The organism is Streptomyces sp. NPDC001070, assembly GCF_053598835.1.
The window spans coordinates 52,001-68,755 of record NZ_JBSFLB010000002.1 but is presented as its reverse complement, the minus strand read 5'-3'; the positions used below and the strand labels follow the sequence as shown (position 1 = coordinate 68,755).

Annotated in this window: 15 protein-coding genes, 2 tRNA genes and 3 pseudogenes; 13 read left to right on the top strand and 7 right to left on the bottom strand. The window is 72.1% G+C overall.

The features are described from left to right. Positions 1–137 precede the first annotated feature (137 nt). Entirely contained in the window at positions 138–2,003 is a 1,866-nt protein-coding gene (locus tag ACWDAS_RS02590) for a putative bifunctional diguanylate cyclase/phosphodiesterase (protein ID WP_450386733.1), read from the top strand. A 67-nt stretch (positions 2,004–2,070) separates the two neighbouring features. Then, a complete protein-coding gene (locus ACWDAS_RS02585) occupies positions 2,071–3,165 on the top strand; it encodes an LLM class flavin-dependent oxidoreductase (RefSeq protein WP_450386731.1) in 1,095 nt (364 codons plus the stop codon). A gap of 30 nt (positions 3,166–3,195) precedes the next feature. On the opposite strand, the gene ACWDAS_RS02580 is transcribed toward ACWDAS_RS02585, so the two are convergent. Then, the gene (locus tag ACWDAS_RS02580; RefSeq protein WP_450386729.1) at positions 3,196–4,680 is read right to left on the bottom strand and encodes an NAD-dependent succinate-semialdehyde dehydrogenase; all 1,485 of its coding nucleotides are present in this window, start codon (positions 4,678–4,680) and stop codon (positions 3,196–3,198) included. Positions 4,681–5,003: 323 nt separating this feature from the next. On the opposite strand from ACWDAS_RS02580, the pseudogene ACWDAS_RS02575 reads away from it, so the two are divergent. From ACWDAS_RS02575 to ACWDAS_RS02560, 4 genes and pseudogenes are all read left to right on the top strand, one after another. After that, positions 5,004–5,485 (top strand): annotated as a pseudogene (locus tag ACWDAS_RS02575) (ABC transporter permease subunit). Then, positions 5,485–6,116, top strand: a pseudogene (gene ehuD, locus ACWDAS_RS02570) (ectoine/hydroxyectoine ABC transporter permease subunit EhuD); the annotation flags it as partial. The pseudogenes ACWDAS_RS02575 and ehuD, both read left to right, overlap by 1 nt. Beyond that, complete coding sequence (gene ehuA, locus ACWDAS_RS02565) at positions 6,109–6,918, top strand: ectoine/hydroxyectoine ABC transporter ATP-binding protein EhuA (protein WP_450386727.1); 810 nt, start codon at positions 6,109–6,111, stop codon at positions 6,916–6,918. The pseudogene ehuD and the gene ehuA, both read left to right, overlap by 8 nt. 215 nt (positions 6,919–7,133) lie before the next feature. Continuing rightward, the gene (locus ACWDAS_RS02560; RefSeq protein ID WP_450386725.1) at positions 7,134–7,889 is read left to right on the top strand and encodes an IclR family transcriptional regulator; all 756 of its coding nucleotides are present in this window, start codon (positions 7,134–7,136) and stop codon (positions 7,887–7,889) included. A gap of 62 nt (positions 7,890–7,951) precedes the next feature. Here ACWDAS_RS02560 and ACWDAS_RS02555 read toward each other — a convergent pair. The 4 genes from ACWDAS_RS02555 to ACWDAS_RS02540 form a co-directional block, all read right to left on the bottom strand. Continuing rightward, a tRNA-Lys gene (locus ACWDAS_RS02555) sits at positions 7,952–8,024 on the bottom strand. 73 nt (positions 8,025–8,097) lie between these two features. After that, the gene (locus tag ACWDAS_RS02550; protein WP_450386723.1) at positions 8,098–8,706 is read right to left on the bottom strand and encodes a hypothetical protein; all 609 of its coding nucleotides are present in this window, start codon (positions 8,704–8,706) and stop codon (positions 8,098–8,100) included. 1,028 nt (positions 8,707–9,734) lie between these two features. Beyond that, the gene (locus ACWDAS_RS02545; RefSeq protein WP_450386721.1) at positions 9,735–9,929 is read right to left on the bottom strand and encodes a hypothetical protein; all 195 of its coding nucleotides are present in this window, start codon (positions 9,927–9,929) and stop codon (positions 9,735–9,737) included. 159 nt (positions 9,930–10,088) lie between these two features. Next, positions 10,089–10,388: a hypothetical protein gene (locus ACWDAS_RS02540; protein WP_450386719.1), complete on the bottom strand. Its 300-nt coding sequence runs from the start codon at positions 10,386–10,388 to the stop codon at positions 10,089–10,091. Here ACWDAS_RS02540 and ACWDAS_RS02535 point away from each other — a divergent pair. From ACWDAS_RS02535 to ACWDAS_RS02525, 3 genes are all read left to right on the top strand, one after another. After that, complete coding sequence (locus tag ACWDAS_RS02535) at positions 10,300–10,623, top strand: LuxR C-terminal-related transcriptional regulator (protein ID WP_450387275.1); 324 nt, start codon at positions 10,300–10,302, stop codon at positions 10,621–10,623. The genes ACWDAS_RS02540 and ACWDAS_RS02535 overlap by 89 nt on opposite strands. Next, positions 10,586–10,658 (top strand) — tRNA-Lys (locus tag ACWDAS_RS02530). Before ACWDAS_RS02535 ends, ACWDAS_RS02530 begins: the two co-directional genes overlap by 38 nt. A 135-nt stretch (positions 10,659–10,793) precedes the next feature. After that, positions 10,794–12,908 carry a SpoIIE family protein phosphatase gene (locus ACWDAS_RS02525; RefSeq protein ID WP_450386717.1) on the top strand — a complete coding sequence of 705 codons (2,115 nt, stop codon included), beginning with the start codon at positions 10,794–10,796 and terminating at the stop codon, positions 12,906–12,908. Between the two features lie 95 nt (positions 12,909–13,003). Here the strand turns inward: ACWDAS_RS02525 and ACWDAS_RS02520 are convergent, their stop codons facing one another. Further along, positions 13,004–13,165, bottom strand: a complete 162-nt coding sequence (locus tag ACWDAS_RS02520) for a hypothetical protein (RefSeq protein WP_450386715.1) — start codon at positions 13,163–13,165, stop codon at positions 13,004–13,006. Between the two features lie 217 nt (positions 13,166–13,382). On the opposite strand from ACWDAS_RS02520, the gene ACWDAS_RS02515 reads away from it, so the two are divergent. Continuing rightward, positions 13,383–14,537 (top strand): PP2C family protein-serine/threonine phosphatase, encoded by a 1,155-nt coding sequence (locus ACWDAS_RS02515; RefSeq protein WP_450386714.1) that lies wholly within the window; start codon positions 13,383–13,385, stop codon positions 14,535–14,537. A 342-nt stretch (positions 14,538–14,879) separates the two neighbouring features. Further along, a pseudogene (locus ACWDAS_RS02510) lies at positions 14,880–15,083 on the top strand (glycosyl transferase); the annotation flags it as partial. On the opposite strand, the gene ACWDAS_RS02505 reads toward ACWDAS_RS02510, so the two are convergent. Then, positions 15,043–15,309, bottom strand: coding sequence for a hypothetical protein (locus ACWDAS_RS02505; RefSeq protein ID WP_450387295.1), 267 nt, complete (start codon positions 15,307–15,309; stop codon positions 15,043–15,045). The pseudogene ACWDAS_RS02510 and the gene ACWDAS_RS02505 sit on opposite strands and share 41 nt — an antisense overlap. A gap of 172 nt (positions 15,310–15,481) precedes the next feature. Between ACWDAS_RS02505 and ACWDAS_RS02500 the strand changes: the two genes are divergently transcribed. Together ACWDAS_RS02500 and ACWDAS_RS02495 are read left to right on the top strand one after the other, a co-directional pair. Beyond that, positions 15,482–16,222 carry a GAF and ANTAR domain-containing protein gene (locus ACWDAS_RS02500; protein WP_450386713.1) on the top strand — a complete coding sequence of 247 codons (741 nt, stop codon included), beginning with the start codon at positions 15,482–15,484 and terminating at the stop codon, positions 16,220–16,222. 141 nt (positions 16,223–16,363) lie between these two features. Continuing rightward, positions 16,364–16,717, top strand: coding sequence for an STAS domain-containing protein (locus tag ACWDAS_RS02495; RefSeq protein WP_450386711.1), 354 nt, complete (start codon positions 16,364–16,366; stop codon positions 16,715–16,717). Positions 16,718–16,755: the final 38 nt, after the last annotated feature.

The following is a 16,755-nucleotide window of genomic DNA, read 5'->3' as shown; positions in this document are numbered from 1 at the left end:
CCCGCGTGCCGAGAATCACCACGACGGCGGTGGCCGCGGCTTTTCCCGAACGTCTATGATCGGCACATTTCCAGCATGAACGCCGCCTCTTGGCGGTCATTCGATTCCTCCACGACCATGTGTGCGAGACGACAGCTATGCGGGAGCCAGCGGTGGGCGGACCCTCGGGAGGCCCGGACCTCGACCCCGAGGTGACGGCCACGACGGTCACTCAACGTCACGCTTCGGCCTCGGAACGGTCAGCCCCGGAGATCCGCGACTACCGCGCCGCCTTCAACGTGGCCCGGCTCCCGATGGCACTGGTCGACTCCGACGGCCGGGTGCGCGAGGCCAATCCGGCGCTCGGCGCCCTGCTGGGCGCGGACCCGGTCCGGCTCACCGCGTGCGCCGCCGCGGAGTTGGTCGGCCTCACCGGCGCCGCAGACGAGGGGCGGCCGCGGGGCGAGAGCCCGGAGCACTCCGAATCCGCCGAGTACGCCGAGTACGAGGACGTGCTGACCGGACGGCGCGAGGAGCTGCGCCGCACCAGACCCGTCCGCGGACCGGACGGGCGCACGGTCTGGGCCGAGGTCGTCGTGGTGCCCGTCCCCGGCGGGGTCCTGATGTCCGTCGAGGACCTGGGCGAGACCCGCGAACTGCGCGAGCAGCTGCGCCACCTGAGGATGCACGACCCGGTCACCCGGCTCCCCAACCGCCGGCTGTTCTTCGAGCGCCTCGCCACGGCGCTGGAGGGCGCCGACAGCCGCACCGGCCGGATCGGCCTGTGCTATCTCGACCTCGACGGCTTCAAGGCCATCAACGACACCCTCGGCCACCGGGTCGGCGACCGGCTGCTCCAGGCCGTCGCCGGACGGCTCTCGGACTGCGCGGCCCGCCTCGGGCGGAACGGAACCCTCGTCGCGCGGCTGGGCGGTGACGAGTTCGCCGTCCTCGTCGAGGACTCCACCGGCACCGGGCAGGCCACCGGGCTCGCCGACTCCGTGCTGACCGCGCTGCAGCGGCCGTTCGACCTCGCCGGCCAGCGCCTCGCGGTCTCGGCCAGCATCGGCGTCGTCGAGCGCGAGGCCGCCGGAGCCACCGCCACGGGCATCATGCAGGCCGCCGACACCACGCTGTACTGGGCCAAGGCCGACGGCAAGGCCCGCTGGACGCTCTTCGACCCCGAGCGCAACGCCCACCGGATGACCAAGCAGGCGCTCTCCAGCACCCTGCGACAGGCCGTGGAGCGCGGTGAGTTCGTGCTGGAGTACCAGCCCCTGGTGGACCTCGGCAGCGGCAGCCTGCGCGGGGTCGAGGCCCTGGTGCGCTGGCGCCACCCGCACTTCGGGCTGCTGGGGCCCAATCGGTTCATCCCGCTGGCGGAGGAGAACGGCTCCATCGTCCAGCTGGGGCGCTGGGTGCTCGCCGAATCGTGCCGCCAGGCCCGGCAGTGGCAGAAGGACTGGCCCGACGACCCGATCTTCGTCAGCGTCAACGTCGCCGTGCGCCAGGTCTGGGACTCCGACCTGGTCTCCGACGTCGCGCAGATCCTCGACGACACCGGGCTGCCGCCCGGGCTGCTGCAGCTGGAGCTCACCGAGTCGGCGGTCATGGGCTCGGCCGGCCGGCCCCTGCAGGCCCTGCACGCCCTCCAGGAGATGGGTGTGCGGATCGCCATCGACGATTTCGGCACGGGCTACTCCAACCTCGCCTACCTCAGCCGGCTGCCGGTCTCCGCGCTCAAGCTCGACGGAAGCTTCGTGCGCGGGTTCCGCGACAGCCTGCACCCCAATCCGGCCGACGAGACGATCGTCGAGGCGCTGGTGCAGCTCGCCCACCGGCTCGGGCTGACCGTCACCGCCGAGTGCGTGGAGAACGCCGAGCAGGCGGAGCGGCTGCTGCGGATCGGCTGCGACACCGGGCAGGGATGGCTGTACTCGCGGCCCGTGCCGCCCGAGGGGATCGCGGCGCTGCGCGGGTACGGCCCCTCCCCGGGCCCCGGCCCCAACCCCGGCGGGGAATAGGCAAGGCCGGTCGCCGGTTGGTCGTTGCCGTAGGCAAGGAACCGGCCGCAGGAGGCGACGCACGCACGTGGACACGAACGACCCGGTACGAGGCACCGTCCTCGGCAGCGCACCCGTCCCGCTCTCCGTACTCGACCTGGCGAGCGTCGGCAGCGGACTGACCGCGAGCGACGCCCTCACCGCGGGTGTCGCGCTGGCCCGGCTCGCGGAGGCCCGCGGCTACCAGCGCTACTGGGTCGCCGAGCACCACTCCATGCCCGGCGTCGCGTCCTCATCCCCCGCCGTCATCCTCGCCCACCTCGCCGCCCACACCGAGCGCATACGCCTCGGCTCCGGCGGCGTCATGCTGCCCAACCACGCGCCGCTGGTCATCGCCGAGCAGTTCGGCACCCTGGAGGCCCTGGCGCCGGGCCGGATCGACCTCGGCCTCGGCCGCGCCCCGGGCACGGACGGCGCCACCGCCGCCGCGCTGCGCCGCACCGACCGGCTGAACGAGGGCGCCGACGAGTTCCCGCAGCAGTTGTCCGAACTCATCCGCTTCCTGGACGACGACTTCCCCGACGGCCACCCCTACGCCCGTATCCACGCAATCCCCGGTCCCGTGCAGGGCACCGTTCCGGGCGGCGTGCAGTCCCCCGCGCGGCCGTCGATCTGGCTGCTGGGCTCCAGCACCTTCAGCGCCCGGCTGGCCGCGGTCCTCGGGCTGCCCTTCGCCTTCGCGCACCACTTCTCGGCGGCGCACACCGAACCGGCGCTGGAGCTGTACCGCAGGTCCTTCCGGCCCTCGGAGGTGCTGGACGAGCCCTACGCGCTGATCGGCGTGGCGGCGCTGGCGGCGGAGGAGGAGAAGGACGCCCGCCGGCAGGTGCTCAGCGGCGCCCTGGCCATGCTGCGGCTGCGCATGGGGCGGCCGGGGCTGGTGCCCTCCCCGGAGGAGGCGGAGGCGTACGACTTCAGCCCGGCCGAGCGGGACTTCGTCGACTCGTGGCTGTCCAACGTGGTGCACGGGACCCCGGACGCGGTCCGCGACGGCCTCGACGCGCTCGTGCGGCGCACCGGGGCGCAGGAACTCATGCTCACGGCCAACGCCCACACCCCTTCCGCGCGCCTGCGCTCCTACGAGCTCGTCGCCGACGCGTACGGCCTCCCGGCCGCGCGATGACCGGGTCGCAAGTGACCGGAGCGCCCCGGTTCAGACGTCCACGGCCACGTACTTGATCTCCAGGTACTCGTCGATGCCCACGTCGCCCCCCTCGCGGCCGATCCCGGACTGCTTGACCCCGCCGAAGGGCGCCGCGGGGGTGGAGACGACGCCCTTGTTGAGGCCGAGCATGCCCGTCTCCAGCTCCTCCGCGTAGCGGATCCCGCGCCGCAGGCTCTCCGTGAAGACATAGCCGACCAGGCCGAACACCGTGTCGTTGGCCAGCCGGATCGCCTCGTCGTCGTCCTTGAACGTGACGACCGGCGCGACCGGCCCGAAGATCTCCTCCTGGAGCATCGCCGCGTCCGGCGGCACGTCGGCCAGCACGGTGGGCGGGTAGAAGTACCCGGGGCGGTCGGACAGCGGGGCGCCGCCGGTGACCGCGCGGGCGCCGACGGACAGGGCGTCGCGCACGAGGCGATCGACCTTGTCGAGCCCCGCGCCGTCGATGAGCGGGCCGACCTGGGCGTCGGGCTCGGTGCCGCGGCCGACGACCATGGAGCCCAGCTTCTCCGCGAGGCGCCCGGTGAAGGCCTCGGCCAGGTCGCGGTGGACGTACATCCGGTTGGCGGCCGTGCATGCCTCGCCGATGTTGCGCATCTTGGCGATGGCCGCGCCTTCCACGGCCTTCTCCAGGTCCGCGTCCTGGCAGACGATCAGCGGCGCGTTGCCGCCCAGTTCCATGGACGTGCGCAGCACCTGCCGCGCGCTCAGCTCGATGAGCTTCTGCCCCACGCCCGTGGAGCCGGTGAAGGAGAGCTTGCGCAGCCGGGAGTCGTCCATCAGGGGGCCGCTGATCCCGGCGGGGCGGGAGGTGGTGAGGACGTTGAGCACGCCGTCGGGCAGCCCGGCCTGGCCGAGGATCTCGGCGAGGGCGAGCATGGACAGCGGCGTCTGGTGGGCCGGCTTGACGATCATCGTGCAGCCGGCGGCGACGGCGGGACCGATCTTGCGGGTGCCCATCGCCATGGGGAAGTTCCACGGGGTGATCAGCAGCGCGGGGCCCACCGGCCGGCGCATCACCCAGATCCGCCCCTTGCCGTCGGGCGCGGTGCGCCAGCCGCCCTCGACGCGCACCCCCTCCTCGGAGAACCAGCGGAAGAACTCCGCGGCATAGAGGATCTCGCTGCGGGACTCGGCGACCGGTTTGCCCATCTCCAGGGTCATCAGCAGCGCGAGGTCTTGCTGCCGTTCGACAATGAGCTCGTAGGCCCGGCGCAGGATCTCCCCGCGCTCGCGCGGCGCCGTGGCCGCCCATCCGTCCTGCGCGGCGGCCGCGGCGTCCAGGGCGGCGAGGGCGTCCTCGGCCCCGGCGTCCGGCACGGCGCACAGCGCCTGCGCGGTCGACGGGTCCTCCACCTCGTACTCGCGCCCGTCGGCCGCCGGCCGCCAGCGGCCGCCGACGAGCAGCGCCTTCGGCACCCGCTCCACGACCAGCTGCTCGCGCTTGCCGTTCCTGTCGGTGGTGTCGCTCATGGCAGCTCCCTGCCTCTCGCGGACGTCTCGGACATCGAGTACCCCACCAGATTCGCATGAATGCCCCCGGTGCGCCGGGGTAGGCGCGGCCCTCGTGCGGTCACCGCGCCGCACGGAAGCGAACACCGGAGGTCTGGTCGGGCGGCGCGGTCTTCAGGCGGGACGCGACCGGGCTCCGGGACGCGTTCGACAAGGAGCTCAAGAAGATCACCGCCGACCCGGACCGCTACACGTCCCTCGTCGGGAGGTACGGCTTCACCAAGGCGGAGGTACCGCCGGCGACGCTGCGCACCGCTCAGCTGTGCAAGGCGTGAGGCGCCGCCTTGCCCGCGTATCCCTTCCCGGCCGGTGACCTCGCCGGTGAATTCACCTCCGGCTTCCGGGAGTTCACTCACTCGCTGCCCAGCGTCGGGGCGGGGCTGTGGGTCACCGTGCAGGCCACGGTCCTGGGCGCGCTGCTCGCCTTCGCCCTGGGCTTCATGGCGCGTTCGCGGCGGGCGCTCGTGCGCGGGACCGCCCGGGCCGTCGTGGAGTTCTTCCGCGGCACCTCGCTGTACGTCCAGATGTTCTGGCTGTTCTTCGCGCTGCCCGTCCTCGGCTTCAAGCTCGTGTCGCTGGCCTGCGCCTCTCGGACGTCACCTTCCGGATGGACCAGCTGCGTTCGACGACCGGTGACACCGCGACCGCGTACCTGCTGCTGCTCGTCGTCTACTTCGTCCTCGCCTGTGTGCTGACGCTGGCCGTGAACGGGCTGGAGTCCGCGGCCAAGGCGCGGCTCGGGCAACCGGCGGGAGGTCGCGCCTGATGTGGAACTGGGAGACCGCCCGTGAGGGCCTGCCGCTGATCCTGCACGGCTTCGGGATCACCCTGCTGGCCACGGTGCTCGGCTCGCTGCTCGCGATCGTGCTGGGTCTGGGCATCGCGGTGCTGCGGCGCACGCCGAGCCGCTGGGTGACGCTGCCGCTGCGGGCGGCGGTGGAGTTCGTGCGCTCGACACCGGTGATGATCCGGCTGTTCGCGGTGTGGGTGCTGGTACCGGGGCTGGACCGCTGGTGATCGGGATCACCGTGCTGGGCGTGCACTACGCGACGTACACCTCGGAGGTGTACCGGGCGGGCATCGACGCCGTGCCCAAGGGACAGTGGGAGGCGGCCGTCGCGCTGTCGCTGCCGCGGGTGCGCACCTGGTCCGCCGTGGTGCTGCCGCAGGCGGTGCGGAAGATCGTGCCCGCGCTCGGCAACTACGTGATCTCGATGTTCAAGGAGACGCCGTTCCTGTCCGTCATCACCGTCGACGAGATGGTGCACGAGGCGAACCGCTTCGGCAGTGACCACTTCGCCTACCTGGAGGCGTTCACCGTCGCCGCCGCGATCTTCCTGGTCGCGAGCTGCCCCACCTCGATCCTGATGCGGAAGCTGGAGAAGCGCCTTGCTCACCGACGAAGTACGTTCCCCCGCCGACGCCGCCGCGGCGGCGCCCGCCGTCCACTTCGACCAGGTGGTCAAGCGGTACGGCGACCACACGGTGCTGGACCACCCCGACCTGGAGGTCCGCCGCGGCGAGCGGGTCACCCTGATCGGCCCGAGCGGTTCCGGCAAGACGACCATCCTGCGGCTGCTGATGACCCTGGAGCAGGTCACCGGGGGCGTCATCCGTGTGGACGGCGAGCCCGTCTCGCACATGCCGGGCCGCGGCGGCCGGCTCGTGCCGGCCGACGAGAAGCACCTGCGGACCACCCGCCGCCGGATCGGCATGGTGTTCCAGCACTTCGACCTCTTCCCGAACATGAAGGTGCTGGAGAACGTCACCGAGGCCCCGGTGCACGTCCTGGGCATGGACCGGGACGAGGCCGCCGAGCGCGCCCGCGGGCTCCTGGAGCTGGTGGGCCTCGCCGGCAAGCAGGACGCCCACCCGACCCGGCTCTCCGGAGGGCAGCAGCAGCGGGTGGCCATCGCCCGCGCGCTGGCGATGCGGCCGGACATCCTGCTGCTGGACGAGGTGACCTCGGCGCTCGACCCCGAACTGGTGGCCGGTGTGCTGGACGTCCTGAGGGACGTCGCCCGCAGCACGGACCTCACCCTGCTCTGCGTCACCCACGAGATGGGGTTCGCCCGGGACGTCTCGGACCGCGTCCTGATGTTCGACGGCGGAAGGGGCGTCGAGTCGGGTCCCCCGGAGCGGATTTTCGGCTCCCGGGAACACCGCAGGACCCGGGAATTCCTCGGCGCGGTGGTCTGAGGAAAATTGGGCCGTGCCTCAGGCATATGCCAGAGTGGCGCGGTCCTGCGTATACGCCTGCGGCGCCCCACATAAAGCTTCAACGGGCTCTACTGCAAACCGCATTGAGGCTATCGTGGAATCCGACCCGGCCGCCGGGACAGCGCGTTGTGCCCGGCAGTCGTGACCAGCAGCTACAGCAAGGATGCAAACGGTCACACCTGTAGGGGGACACCGTGGCGCTTGAGCACCGACAGGTCGCGCCCGTCTACGCGGTCCAGCACGCGCTCCGCGTGCTCGAAACCGTGGACAAACACCGGAACGGCGTCACCGCCGAGCAGCTCGCCCGCGAGATCGGCGTGCCCATCGGCTATCTCGGCCAACTTCTCACCATGCTCAATCGCGAGCGCTATCTCAACGCCCTGCCGGGCGGCGGGTACGCGGTCGGCGAGTCCCTGGTCCTGCTGGGCAGCGCCAGCCGCGACCTGGCGCTCGCCGAGAAGATCAAGAACGTTCTCAGGACGCTGCGGGACGAGGTCGGCGCCGCGGTCTACTTCAGCCGCTACGACGACGGCGAGGTCAAGATCGTCGACTTCGCGGACGGCCCCGACGCCCCCAAGGTCAACGAGTGGGTCGACTTCCGCTCCGCCGCCCACGCCAGCGCGGTCGGCAAGTGCCTGCTCACCCAGCTCGACCACAACGGCCGCCGCGACCACCTGTCCCGGCACAAGACGGTACGGCTCACGTCCAAGACCACGATCAGCGAGAAGGTGCTGCTGACCAAACTGGAGAGCCAGCCGGCCAGCGCCCCCACCCTGGACCTGCAGGAGTACGCGATCGGCACGGTCTGCGCCGCCATCCCGATCACCATCGGCAAGACGGTCGGCTGCCTCGCCCTGTCCCTCCCCGTCACACAGGCCCACCGCCTCAAGGGCGCGGCCGACACCCTCAACGAACGTGCGGCGCCGGTCCTGCTGTCGCTCGCGATCTGACGCGCGAGCCGCGAGGACACGGCAAAGGGCGCCCTTCCCGGAGGAGGGGCGCCCTTTCGCTGTGCGCCGCCAGGGACTCGAACCCCGAACCCGCTGATTAAGAGTCAGCTGCTCTGCCAGTTGAGCTAGCGGCGCGTGCAGGACAATCATACGGGGTCGGAGGGGGTGGTCATGACCACCCCCTCCGACCCCGCGCCCCGGTCGGGGGTCAGCTCAGGCCGAAGGCCCGGATGACCTCCTGGTCGACGGTGCCGCCCTTGCCGTCGGAGGCGGTGGCCCGCAGGGGCACGAAGCCGCCCGGAGTGCACGGCGACCTTCCGCCCGGTGCCGTCGTAGCCCTCCACCCACGCCTGGGGCGTTGATCTGCGGCAGGGACTCCGCGAGGTCCGCCTCCACCCGGCCGTCCAGCCACGGCTTCTCGATGCGCTCGTCCAGCGACCTGGCCCGGGGAGCGGCGCCGGCGACGTCCTTCCAGAAGGTGCGTGCCCTTGGCCTCGCCGGCCCGCAGCGCGGCGCCGTCGATGCCGGACAGCCGCCGCTTGGCCGCGCTGCCCGCGGGGGCCGTCACGCCGCCGCGCCAGGTGGCGATCAGCGGCACTCCGCCGGTGCGGGCGTCGTCGTACCCCATCGCCGCCAGGGTGGTGATGTCGAACAGCCGGCGGTCGGGCTTCCCCGCGGTGAGCAGGGCCTCGGCCTCGTCGGGGACCACCGAGAGGTTGCCGCCGGTCTGCTGGATCTTCACGCCCCCGCTCGCACCCCGCGGGCGGCCGACGGTGACGGTGTCCTGCACGGTGCCCGGCCGGTCGGCGAAGTGCACGACGTCACCGGCGACGAGGGTGATGCCGTACGCGGCGGCGGACGCCGCCGCCTTCTCGGTGAGGGCCGCGGCGGCCGTGGGGGGTCAGCAGGAGGGTGCCGCCGAGGAGCGAGCACGCGGTGGCGGTCGCGGTCAGGACGGCGTGACGGGCAGCCCGAACGGGACGTGGGACTCGGGCACTTGTGAGGTGGGCGAGTGCCATGCACAGGAGGTCCACCGGCGGGGCAACCGCTTGCGCACCGCTTCCGTGCGGCGTGAATCCGCCGTGGCGGATACCCGCCGCCGCCCGCACGCGGGCATGCTGATAGGCCCGGCAAGAGGGGGGAGGTATGCCGGGCCCATCAGCGTGGGGGGAGGGGGTGTGGCTGTTGGGGGGTGTTGTGTTGTCTTTGGGAGTCTGCCCGCTGGTCGGCTTTACCAGGTGAGGTCGTTGGCGACCGACCAGGTGAGGTCACCGGGCACAGGCTGGGCCGAAGCTGTCGCTGCTCCGATCAGCCCCAACGAGATGGCGGCGACGACACCCACTACGGCACGAATGACGTTGCGGCGAATCGATGACATGGCAGACCTGTCCAGGAGATGTGAGCTGGGGTTTTACAGTGTCGGAGGTGCTGCTCCGGTCTGGAGGAACCGTACGACTGACTGAATTCTGTCCGATCGCAAGCCGCTGGTCTGTAGTTTTCACGTTCCGGATTCGGACATGGCCCTATGCGGACACATGGGACCGGATAGGCCCCGAAGGGTCCATACGCGAGCGCTGCCCCTTAACCTGATCGGAGCCGGGGGTGACGTGAAGCATTGGGGGTGCGAGCAGTGACCAACGACCTTCTGCGCGCCCGGGCGCAGGAACTCTACGCCCTGGCGCTCGCGGATGCCGACTGGACACCGGAAAGCGTCTGTACGCTCACCGGCTGGTCACACACCGAACTCGAAGCGGCCTTGGGCACCCTCGCGTCCCTGGGCCTCACCACGAGGTTCCCCTCCTCCCGCAGTGGCTGGGCCGTGCACTCCCCCGCCACGGCGATGGCTCAGCTCATCGACGGCAGCCGGCGACGCACCGAGGAACTGGTCAGAACGATCACGGACGCGCACGCCGCGCTCAGCCAGGTGGCAGGCGAATTCCAGCCGGTGCACATGCGGCAGTTGGCCGAGGCGCGGATCGAGATGGCCGCGCAACCCGCGCAGATCGCGGCCATCCTCGACGAGGGTGCCAGCACCGCCACGACCGAGATCCTCTCGATACACCCCAGCGTTCCGGGGGAGATACCCCTGTTCAAGGCCGATGACCGCAACCGCGAGCTGTTCAACCGCGGCGTGCGGCAGCGGTCGATATACCTCGCCACGGCGGCGGCGGTGCCGAACGTCCGCGCCCATCTGCGGACCTACGCCAACGACGGCGGAGAAGTGCGGACCGCGGCCACACTGCCCATGAAGATGATCATCGTCGACCACACGCTCGCCGTCGTGCCGGCCCTGGGGCTCGACGAGGGCGCCGGCGACGGCAACTCGGGCTCCGCCATGGTCCTGCGCAGCCCCGCCATGGTCGCCGTGCTGCGCCAGATGTTCGAGCACTGCTGGGCCGCGGCCTCGGACCTGTTCACCGACGATGTCGGCGCCGCGCCCGCCGCCCGGCACCGCGAGGTCGTCCGGCTGCTCGCCTCGGGGCTGACGGACGAGGCCATAGGCCGCAAGCTGGGCCTGTCCGACCGTACGGTGCGGCGGATCGTGGCCGAGCTCATGCAGCAGATTGGGGCCGACAGCCGGTTCCAGGCCGGGGTGAAGATGGTCCGGCTGGGCTGGCTTGACGACGATCCCGCGCTCCTGGAGGACGTGGTCGGAAGCACCCCCGCAGGTCAGGTAGGATCCTCTCTGTCGGTGAGCGCCGCTAGCTCAACTGGCAGAGCAGCTGACTCTTAATCAGCGGGTTCGGGGTTCGAGTCCCTGGCGGCGCACAGCGTGAGGGCGTCCTTCCTGCGGGAAGGGCGCCCTCGTTCATTTGTGTGAGAAGGGCGGCGGCCCGCGGTACTCGGTGCGAAAATATCCCGTAGCGATGATGCGAGAGCTCTACGGGGGCTCACGAGGAGGCCATGCGCGCCCACGATCCGCCGCCGCCCGGCACGGGCAGGGAGGCCCGGCCGAGTCCCGGGGCCGCCTCGCCCGGGGGCCTGCTCGACCTTCTGCAGGTGGCGGCGATGGTGCTGGACCGTACCGGTCGCATCGTGCTGTGGAGCCCGGAGGCCGAGCATCTGTTCGGTTACTCGGCGGCCGAGGCCCTGGGGCAGAACGCCGGCCTGCTGCTGGTGGCGCCGGAGAACCTGGAGCTGGTCACCGAGCTGTTCAAGCAGGTCAGGGCGGGTGCGATCTGGCAGGGCGTGTTCCCGATCGTGCACGCCGACGGCACGACCCGGGACGTCGAGTTCCGCAACATGCGCATGCACGACGTGGACGGCGGGGTCTACGCGCTGGGGCTGGGCGCCGATCTGTCCACCGTGCGGCGGGTCGAGACGGACATGGCGCTGTCCAGCAGCCTCGTCGACCAGTCCCCCATCGGGCTCACCGTATTCGACACGGACCTGCGGATCGTGCGTGTCAACCGGGCCATGGAGGAGCTGCACGGCCTGCCCGCCGCGGCCATGCTCGGACGCAGAGTGCGCGAGATCTCGCCGGGGGCGGAGTTCCGGGTGATCGAGTCCCGGATGCGGCAGGTGCTGGAGACGGGGGAGCCGCTGCTGGACATGGAGACGGTGGTCAGGACGTACGCCGACCAGGAGCACGACCACGCCTGGTCGTGCTCGTACTACCGGATCCAGGACCCCACCGGGCGGGTGCTGGGCCTGGCCGCCTCGATCGCGGACTTCACCGAGCGCCACCAGGCCGCCGAGGAGATCGCCGAGGCCCGCGGCCGGCTCGCGGTGATCGCCGAGGCCGGCACCCGGATCGGCACCACGCTGGACCTGCAGCAGACCGCGCGGGAGCTGGCCTCGGTGGTGGTGCCGACGCTCGCCGACATCGCCACGGTCGACGTCCTGGACGTGGTGCTGCGCGGCGGCCCGGTGCCCAAGGTACGCGCCCAGCAGTCCGCCGAGTTCCGGGCGCTCGCGGTCGCCGCCGCCGAGAGCAGCGAGGCGATCGGCGCCGTCGACCCGGTCGGCGAACTGGCCACGTACGGCGACGACCGGCTGATCACCAAGGCCGTGCGGGAGGGACAGCCGGTGGTCGTGCACCGGGTCAGCAGCCGCATGCTGCGCCGCATAGCCCGCGACGACCGGGCCGCCGCCCAGCTGAAGCGGGCGGGGGCGCACTCCTACCTCGCCGCGCCGCTCATCGCGCGCGGCGAGGTGCTGGGGGCCGTCGGGATGTTCCGCACCCGCAACCAGAAGCCCTTCGACGACGAGGACCGCACCCTGGCCGTCGAGCTGGCCGCCCGGGCGGCGATATCCATCGACAACGCGCGGCTGTACGCGGGCGAGCGCAACGCGGCGCTCACCCTCCAGCGCAGCCTGCTGCCGCACGAGCCGCCGCGGGTCGACGGGATGGAGATCGCCGCGCGCTACCTCCCCGCGGTCCGCGAGGTCGGCGGGGACTGGTACGACGTGCTTCCGCTGCGGGACGGCAAGGTGGGGCTGATCGTCGGGGACGTGATGGGCAAGGGCCTGCACGCGGCGGCGATCATGGGCCAGCTGCGTACGGCGACCCGGGCCTTCGCCCAGCTCGACCTGCCCCCCGACGAGGTGCTGACCCATCTCGACAACATCACCGGCAGCGCCGAGGGCGACTTCATCGCCACCTGTGTCTACGCCGTCTGCGACCCCGCCACGGGCCGCTGCCAGTTCGCCACCGCCGGGCACCTGCCACCGGTGCTGGTGCCGCCGGGCGGCCGCGCCGAGCTCATCGACCTGCCCAACGCGGTGCCGCTGGGGGTGGGCGGGGTCCGCTTTCGCACGGTCGAGCGGAAGCTCCCCGAGGGCACGCTGCTGGCGCTGTTCACCGACGGGCTGGTCGAGGACCGTCGGCAGTCGATCGACGTGGGGCTGCGCACCCTGATGCGCATCCTCAAGCTCAAGAGCCGGGGTCGGTCCCTGGAGGACACGTGCGACGTCGTCCTGGGCAACCGGCTGCAGTCGCCCGACGACGACGTCGCCCTGCTGCTGGCCCGGATGGGCGCGCCGGCGGCCGACGAGGACGGAGACGTCCCACCGTGAGCCGCCGGCGCGCGGGCCGTGGGACGGACCGGGTGCAGCCGCGGTCGTGCAGCTCGCGCAGGGTCCGGTCGATCCAGCGCGTCGGTCTTCGGCCGCTACCTCAGGCGCAGGTCGTAGTGGGAGACGTCGTGGCCGCCGTTCCCGTACGTCGAGTGGTACAGGTCGCCGATGCCGGCGGCCCCGGTCGCGATGTCGGCCGCCGATGCCGGGATCGCCGGCATCGGTAAAGCGGCGGCACCGGCCACGAGGGTGGGCATCCTCTTGCGCAAGGGTCCTCCAGCGCGGGTGGGAGAACGGACACTCGGACCCTGGGCAGCCCCCTCCGCACCGGGAACCACATTCCCGGCCGCTGCCACGGGGAGTTCACCGGCCGCAACGCGCCCGCCACGCCGCTCGGCCGAAGCGGCATCGGGACGGTGGTGCCGGATGCGTTCGGGTTTCCCACGGGATGCCCCATACGTTTATGTTCGTTAAGTGACCTCCCGGCTCCGGAGACGGCCGTACGTCGGCGGGCCCGCGCTGCGGGCCCTGGATGCCCTCGTCGCTTTGGGACGGGGACTGCTGCTGCCGCTGGCCCTGATCGTGGTCATCGCCGTCATCGACGCCGCGACCGGCCGCGAGACCTATCTGGCGCCCATGATGGTCATGGCCCCCGCCGTGGCCGGCGTCTCCACCACCTGGCGGCGCACGCTCCTGATCGGAGCCGCCGGTCTCGCCGCGCAGTTCGCGATCCTCCCCTACGACGAGTTCAGGGGCGTGCCCGAGGCCGGCACCGTGGTGCGCGGGCAGTTGGCCGCCTACAGCACGGTGGCCCTCTTCGCCACCTACATGGCGTGGCGCTACGAACAGGGCAGACGCATCTTCGCGGCCGTGCACTCGGTCGCCGAGGCCGCTCAGCGGGCGCTGCTGCCACCGCCGGGGTCCACCGTCGGCGACCTGCGGGTGGCCGTGCGGTACATGTCGGCGGCCGACGCCGCGCAGATCGGCGGCGACCTGTACGCGCTGGTGGAGACCCCGCACGGGGTACGGGGCCTGATCGGGGACGTGCGCGGCAAGGGGCTGGAGGCGGTGCAGACGGCGGCGGTCGCCCTGGGCTCGTTCCGGGAGGCGGCCTACGACGAGCGGAGCCTGACCGGGGTCGCGGGGCGCGTGGACGCGAGCGTGGGCCGGCACGTGGCGCCCGGCGAGTTCACGACGGCGCTCTTCCTGCAGTTCAACGATCCGGGCAGGGTCGGGCTGCTGCACTACGGGCACCTCCCGCCGCTGCGCGTCGCGCCCGACGGCGCGGTCGCCTCTCTCGACCCGCCCGACCCCTGGGTGCCGCTCGGGATGTCCGAGTTCACCGACGGCGCCCCCACGCCGTGGGACGAACCCCTCGGCCCCGAGGACGTCCTCGTGCTCTTCACCGACGGCATCGTCGAGGCCCGCGGCGCGACGGACGGCTCGTTCTACCCGCTCGGTGAGCGCGCGGGCAGGTACGCCGCCGGCTGCGCGGGCGACCTGAACGCCGCCGTCGAACGCCTCTACGCCGACCTGCTGCGGCACACCGGCGGCACGCTCAACGACGACGCGGTCCTCCTGCTGCTCGCCCGCCCCCGACCGGATCAAATCGCCCATATGACCGGTTAACAACTCGTTTCACGCCTTGCGATCAAGACGGGCGTTCAAGGACGCTGGGACCGCAGGGCATGTATCCGCCAAACGCGCCCATACCCCCCAATCGGGGAACGGACGGGTCGCGTTTCGGCGGCTTTTTCCGTATAGGGGTCCAGGGGACGGCCCTCAGGGGGAGGGGGTGGATGCAGGCGTTACCTCACCGTGGTCCGGTCGTTGACGAGTCATAGCCCGGCCTCACACGACCCGGAGGCCACAGAAACGCCCACGTATGCCCCGGGGGCGGGGGGGCCGCGGCGCCCGGGGACGCCAACACCGCCGCGACAGCGGCGCACATGCTTCGGGGGGAGCATCCACATGACGCCGACACCCGGCGCCCAGCAGTACACCACCGATCCTCGGCCCGGCACGCCCGCGCCCGTCATCCCGGACCGGACCCTTCCCGGCCCGTCCCGGCCGAGGCCGGGCGCGGTGGCACCCCGGTACGACTACGAGCACTACAGCAGACTCGCGGGCCCGCTCACCGAGCCGGAGCCCGGCGGCCCGTACCGGGTGCAGTACCCCGGCCGTCCCTGCGCCACTGCGCGGCCTCGCGGGCGGCGGCGGTGTCGGGGTTGACCCAGAACGGGGAACCTGCCGTGCTGCCGGGGCCCGGGCTCCGGCCCTCGTTCTGACTCCCCCCGGGCTTCCCTGTGGCGAAGCAGCCGCCCAGCGCGACGGAGAGCAGTACGGCGGCGGACACGGCGCAGGCCGCTCTGCGCAGCGGGCCGGTGTTGGTGCCGAACATCCACTCCCCTTTGGATGGCGGGACGAGACCGGTCGCCGTCAATCCTGACATACCGAACCGTCAAGGGGCCCGCGGAACGGGTCAGTGGTCGTCTTTCCCGTCGAATGCCGCGCTTCGCCGTCATGGCAGAATCCCCCGGCGAAGCCGTGGCCGCCGAGGGCTGGAGCCGGACGTGACAGAGCACCCGATGCGCGAGTTGCGCGAGCTGCGGCTCGCCGAGGTCTTCGTGGAGCTGGCGGACACCCTGGACCACGACTTCGACGTGGGGGCCTTCCTCGGGCGGCTGGCCGACCGCTGCGTGGAACTCCTCGACGTGACGGCGGCGGGACTGCTGCTGGACGACGGGCGCGGCGGGCTGCGGACCGCGGCCGGCCGCGGCGGGGCGGGCGAACTGCTCGGGCGGCAGCGGGAGGAGGGTCCGTGCCTGGACTGCTACCGCGGTTCGGCAGTGGTCACCGCCCCGGACCTGTCGCGTTGCGACGACCGCTGGCCGCACTTCGCCCCGCTCGCGCGGGAGAGCGGCTTCCACGCCACGTACGCGGTGCCGCTGCGGCGCCGCACGCAGGTGATCGGCGCGCTGAACCTGTTCCGCGGGGCGCCCGGGGAACCGCCGGGCGGTGATGTGGCGCTGGCCCGGGCGTTCGCGGACGCCGCCGCGGTCGGGATACTCCAGGAACGGGCCAGGCGCCGGCAGGAGGTCCTGGCCGGCCAGTTGCAGGCGGCGCTGGACAGCCGGGTCGCCCTGGAACAGGCCAAGGGCGTGCTGGCGGAGCGCTGGGGCGTCGGTGTCGACGAGGCGTTCGAGGTGCTGCGGCGGTATGCGCGCACCCACCGGGTCCGGCTGGCGGAGCTGGCACAGGGCGTCGTGACGGGCGCGGTGGACTCCGACGCGCTGCGGGACGCCGGATCATGATCCACCGGCGGTGGAAAGTCAAGTCTTCATCATTCACCGGGTGCGTGACGGAACGTCCGGCATAGGCTGGACCCCACCACCCCGGACCCCGGTGGCGTCCCGTCCCTCAGTCCCACGCTTTCCGTTTCCGGAGACGGTTCCATGCCCGACGACGCCACAGACACCACGCCCCGGATCCGCCAGCGCGCGGACGGGGCCAGCACTTTGGTGACGCTCGACGGCGAGGTGGACGCGCTCACCGCGCCGGGGGTGTCCGCCGCGCTGGACGTGCTGACCGGGGCCGACCACCCCGACATCGTGGTCGATCTGCGGCCGGTCGAGTTCATCGACTGCAGCGGCCTGTCCGCGCTGGTGCGCGCACGGCGCCGCGCCGAGGAGCACGCCGGGCGCGTACGGCTGGTGTGCCGGGACGAGTTCACGCTGCGCACGCTGCGGGTGACCCGGCTGACCCACTGCTTCACCATCCTCCCGGACTGGCCGGAGCCCTCGGCCTGACGCGCGCCCCGTTCGCGCGCCCCCAACACGCCCTGGCC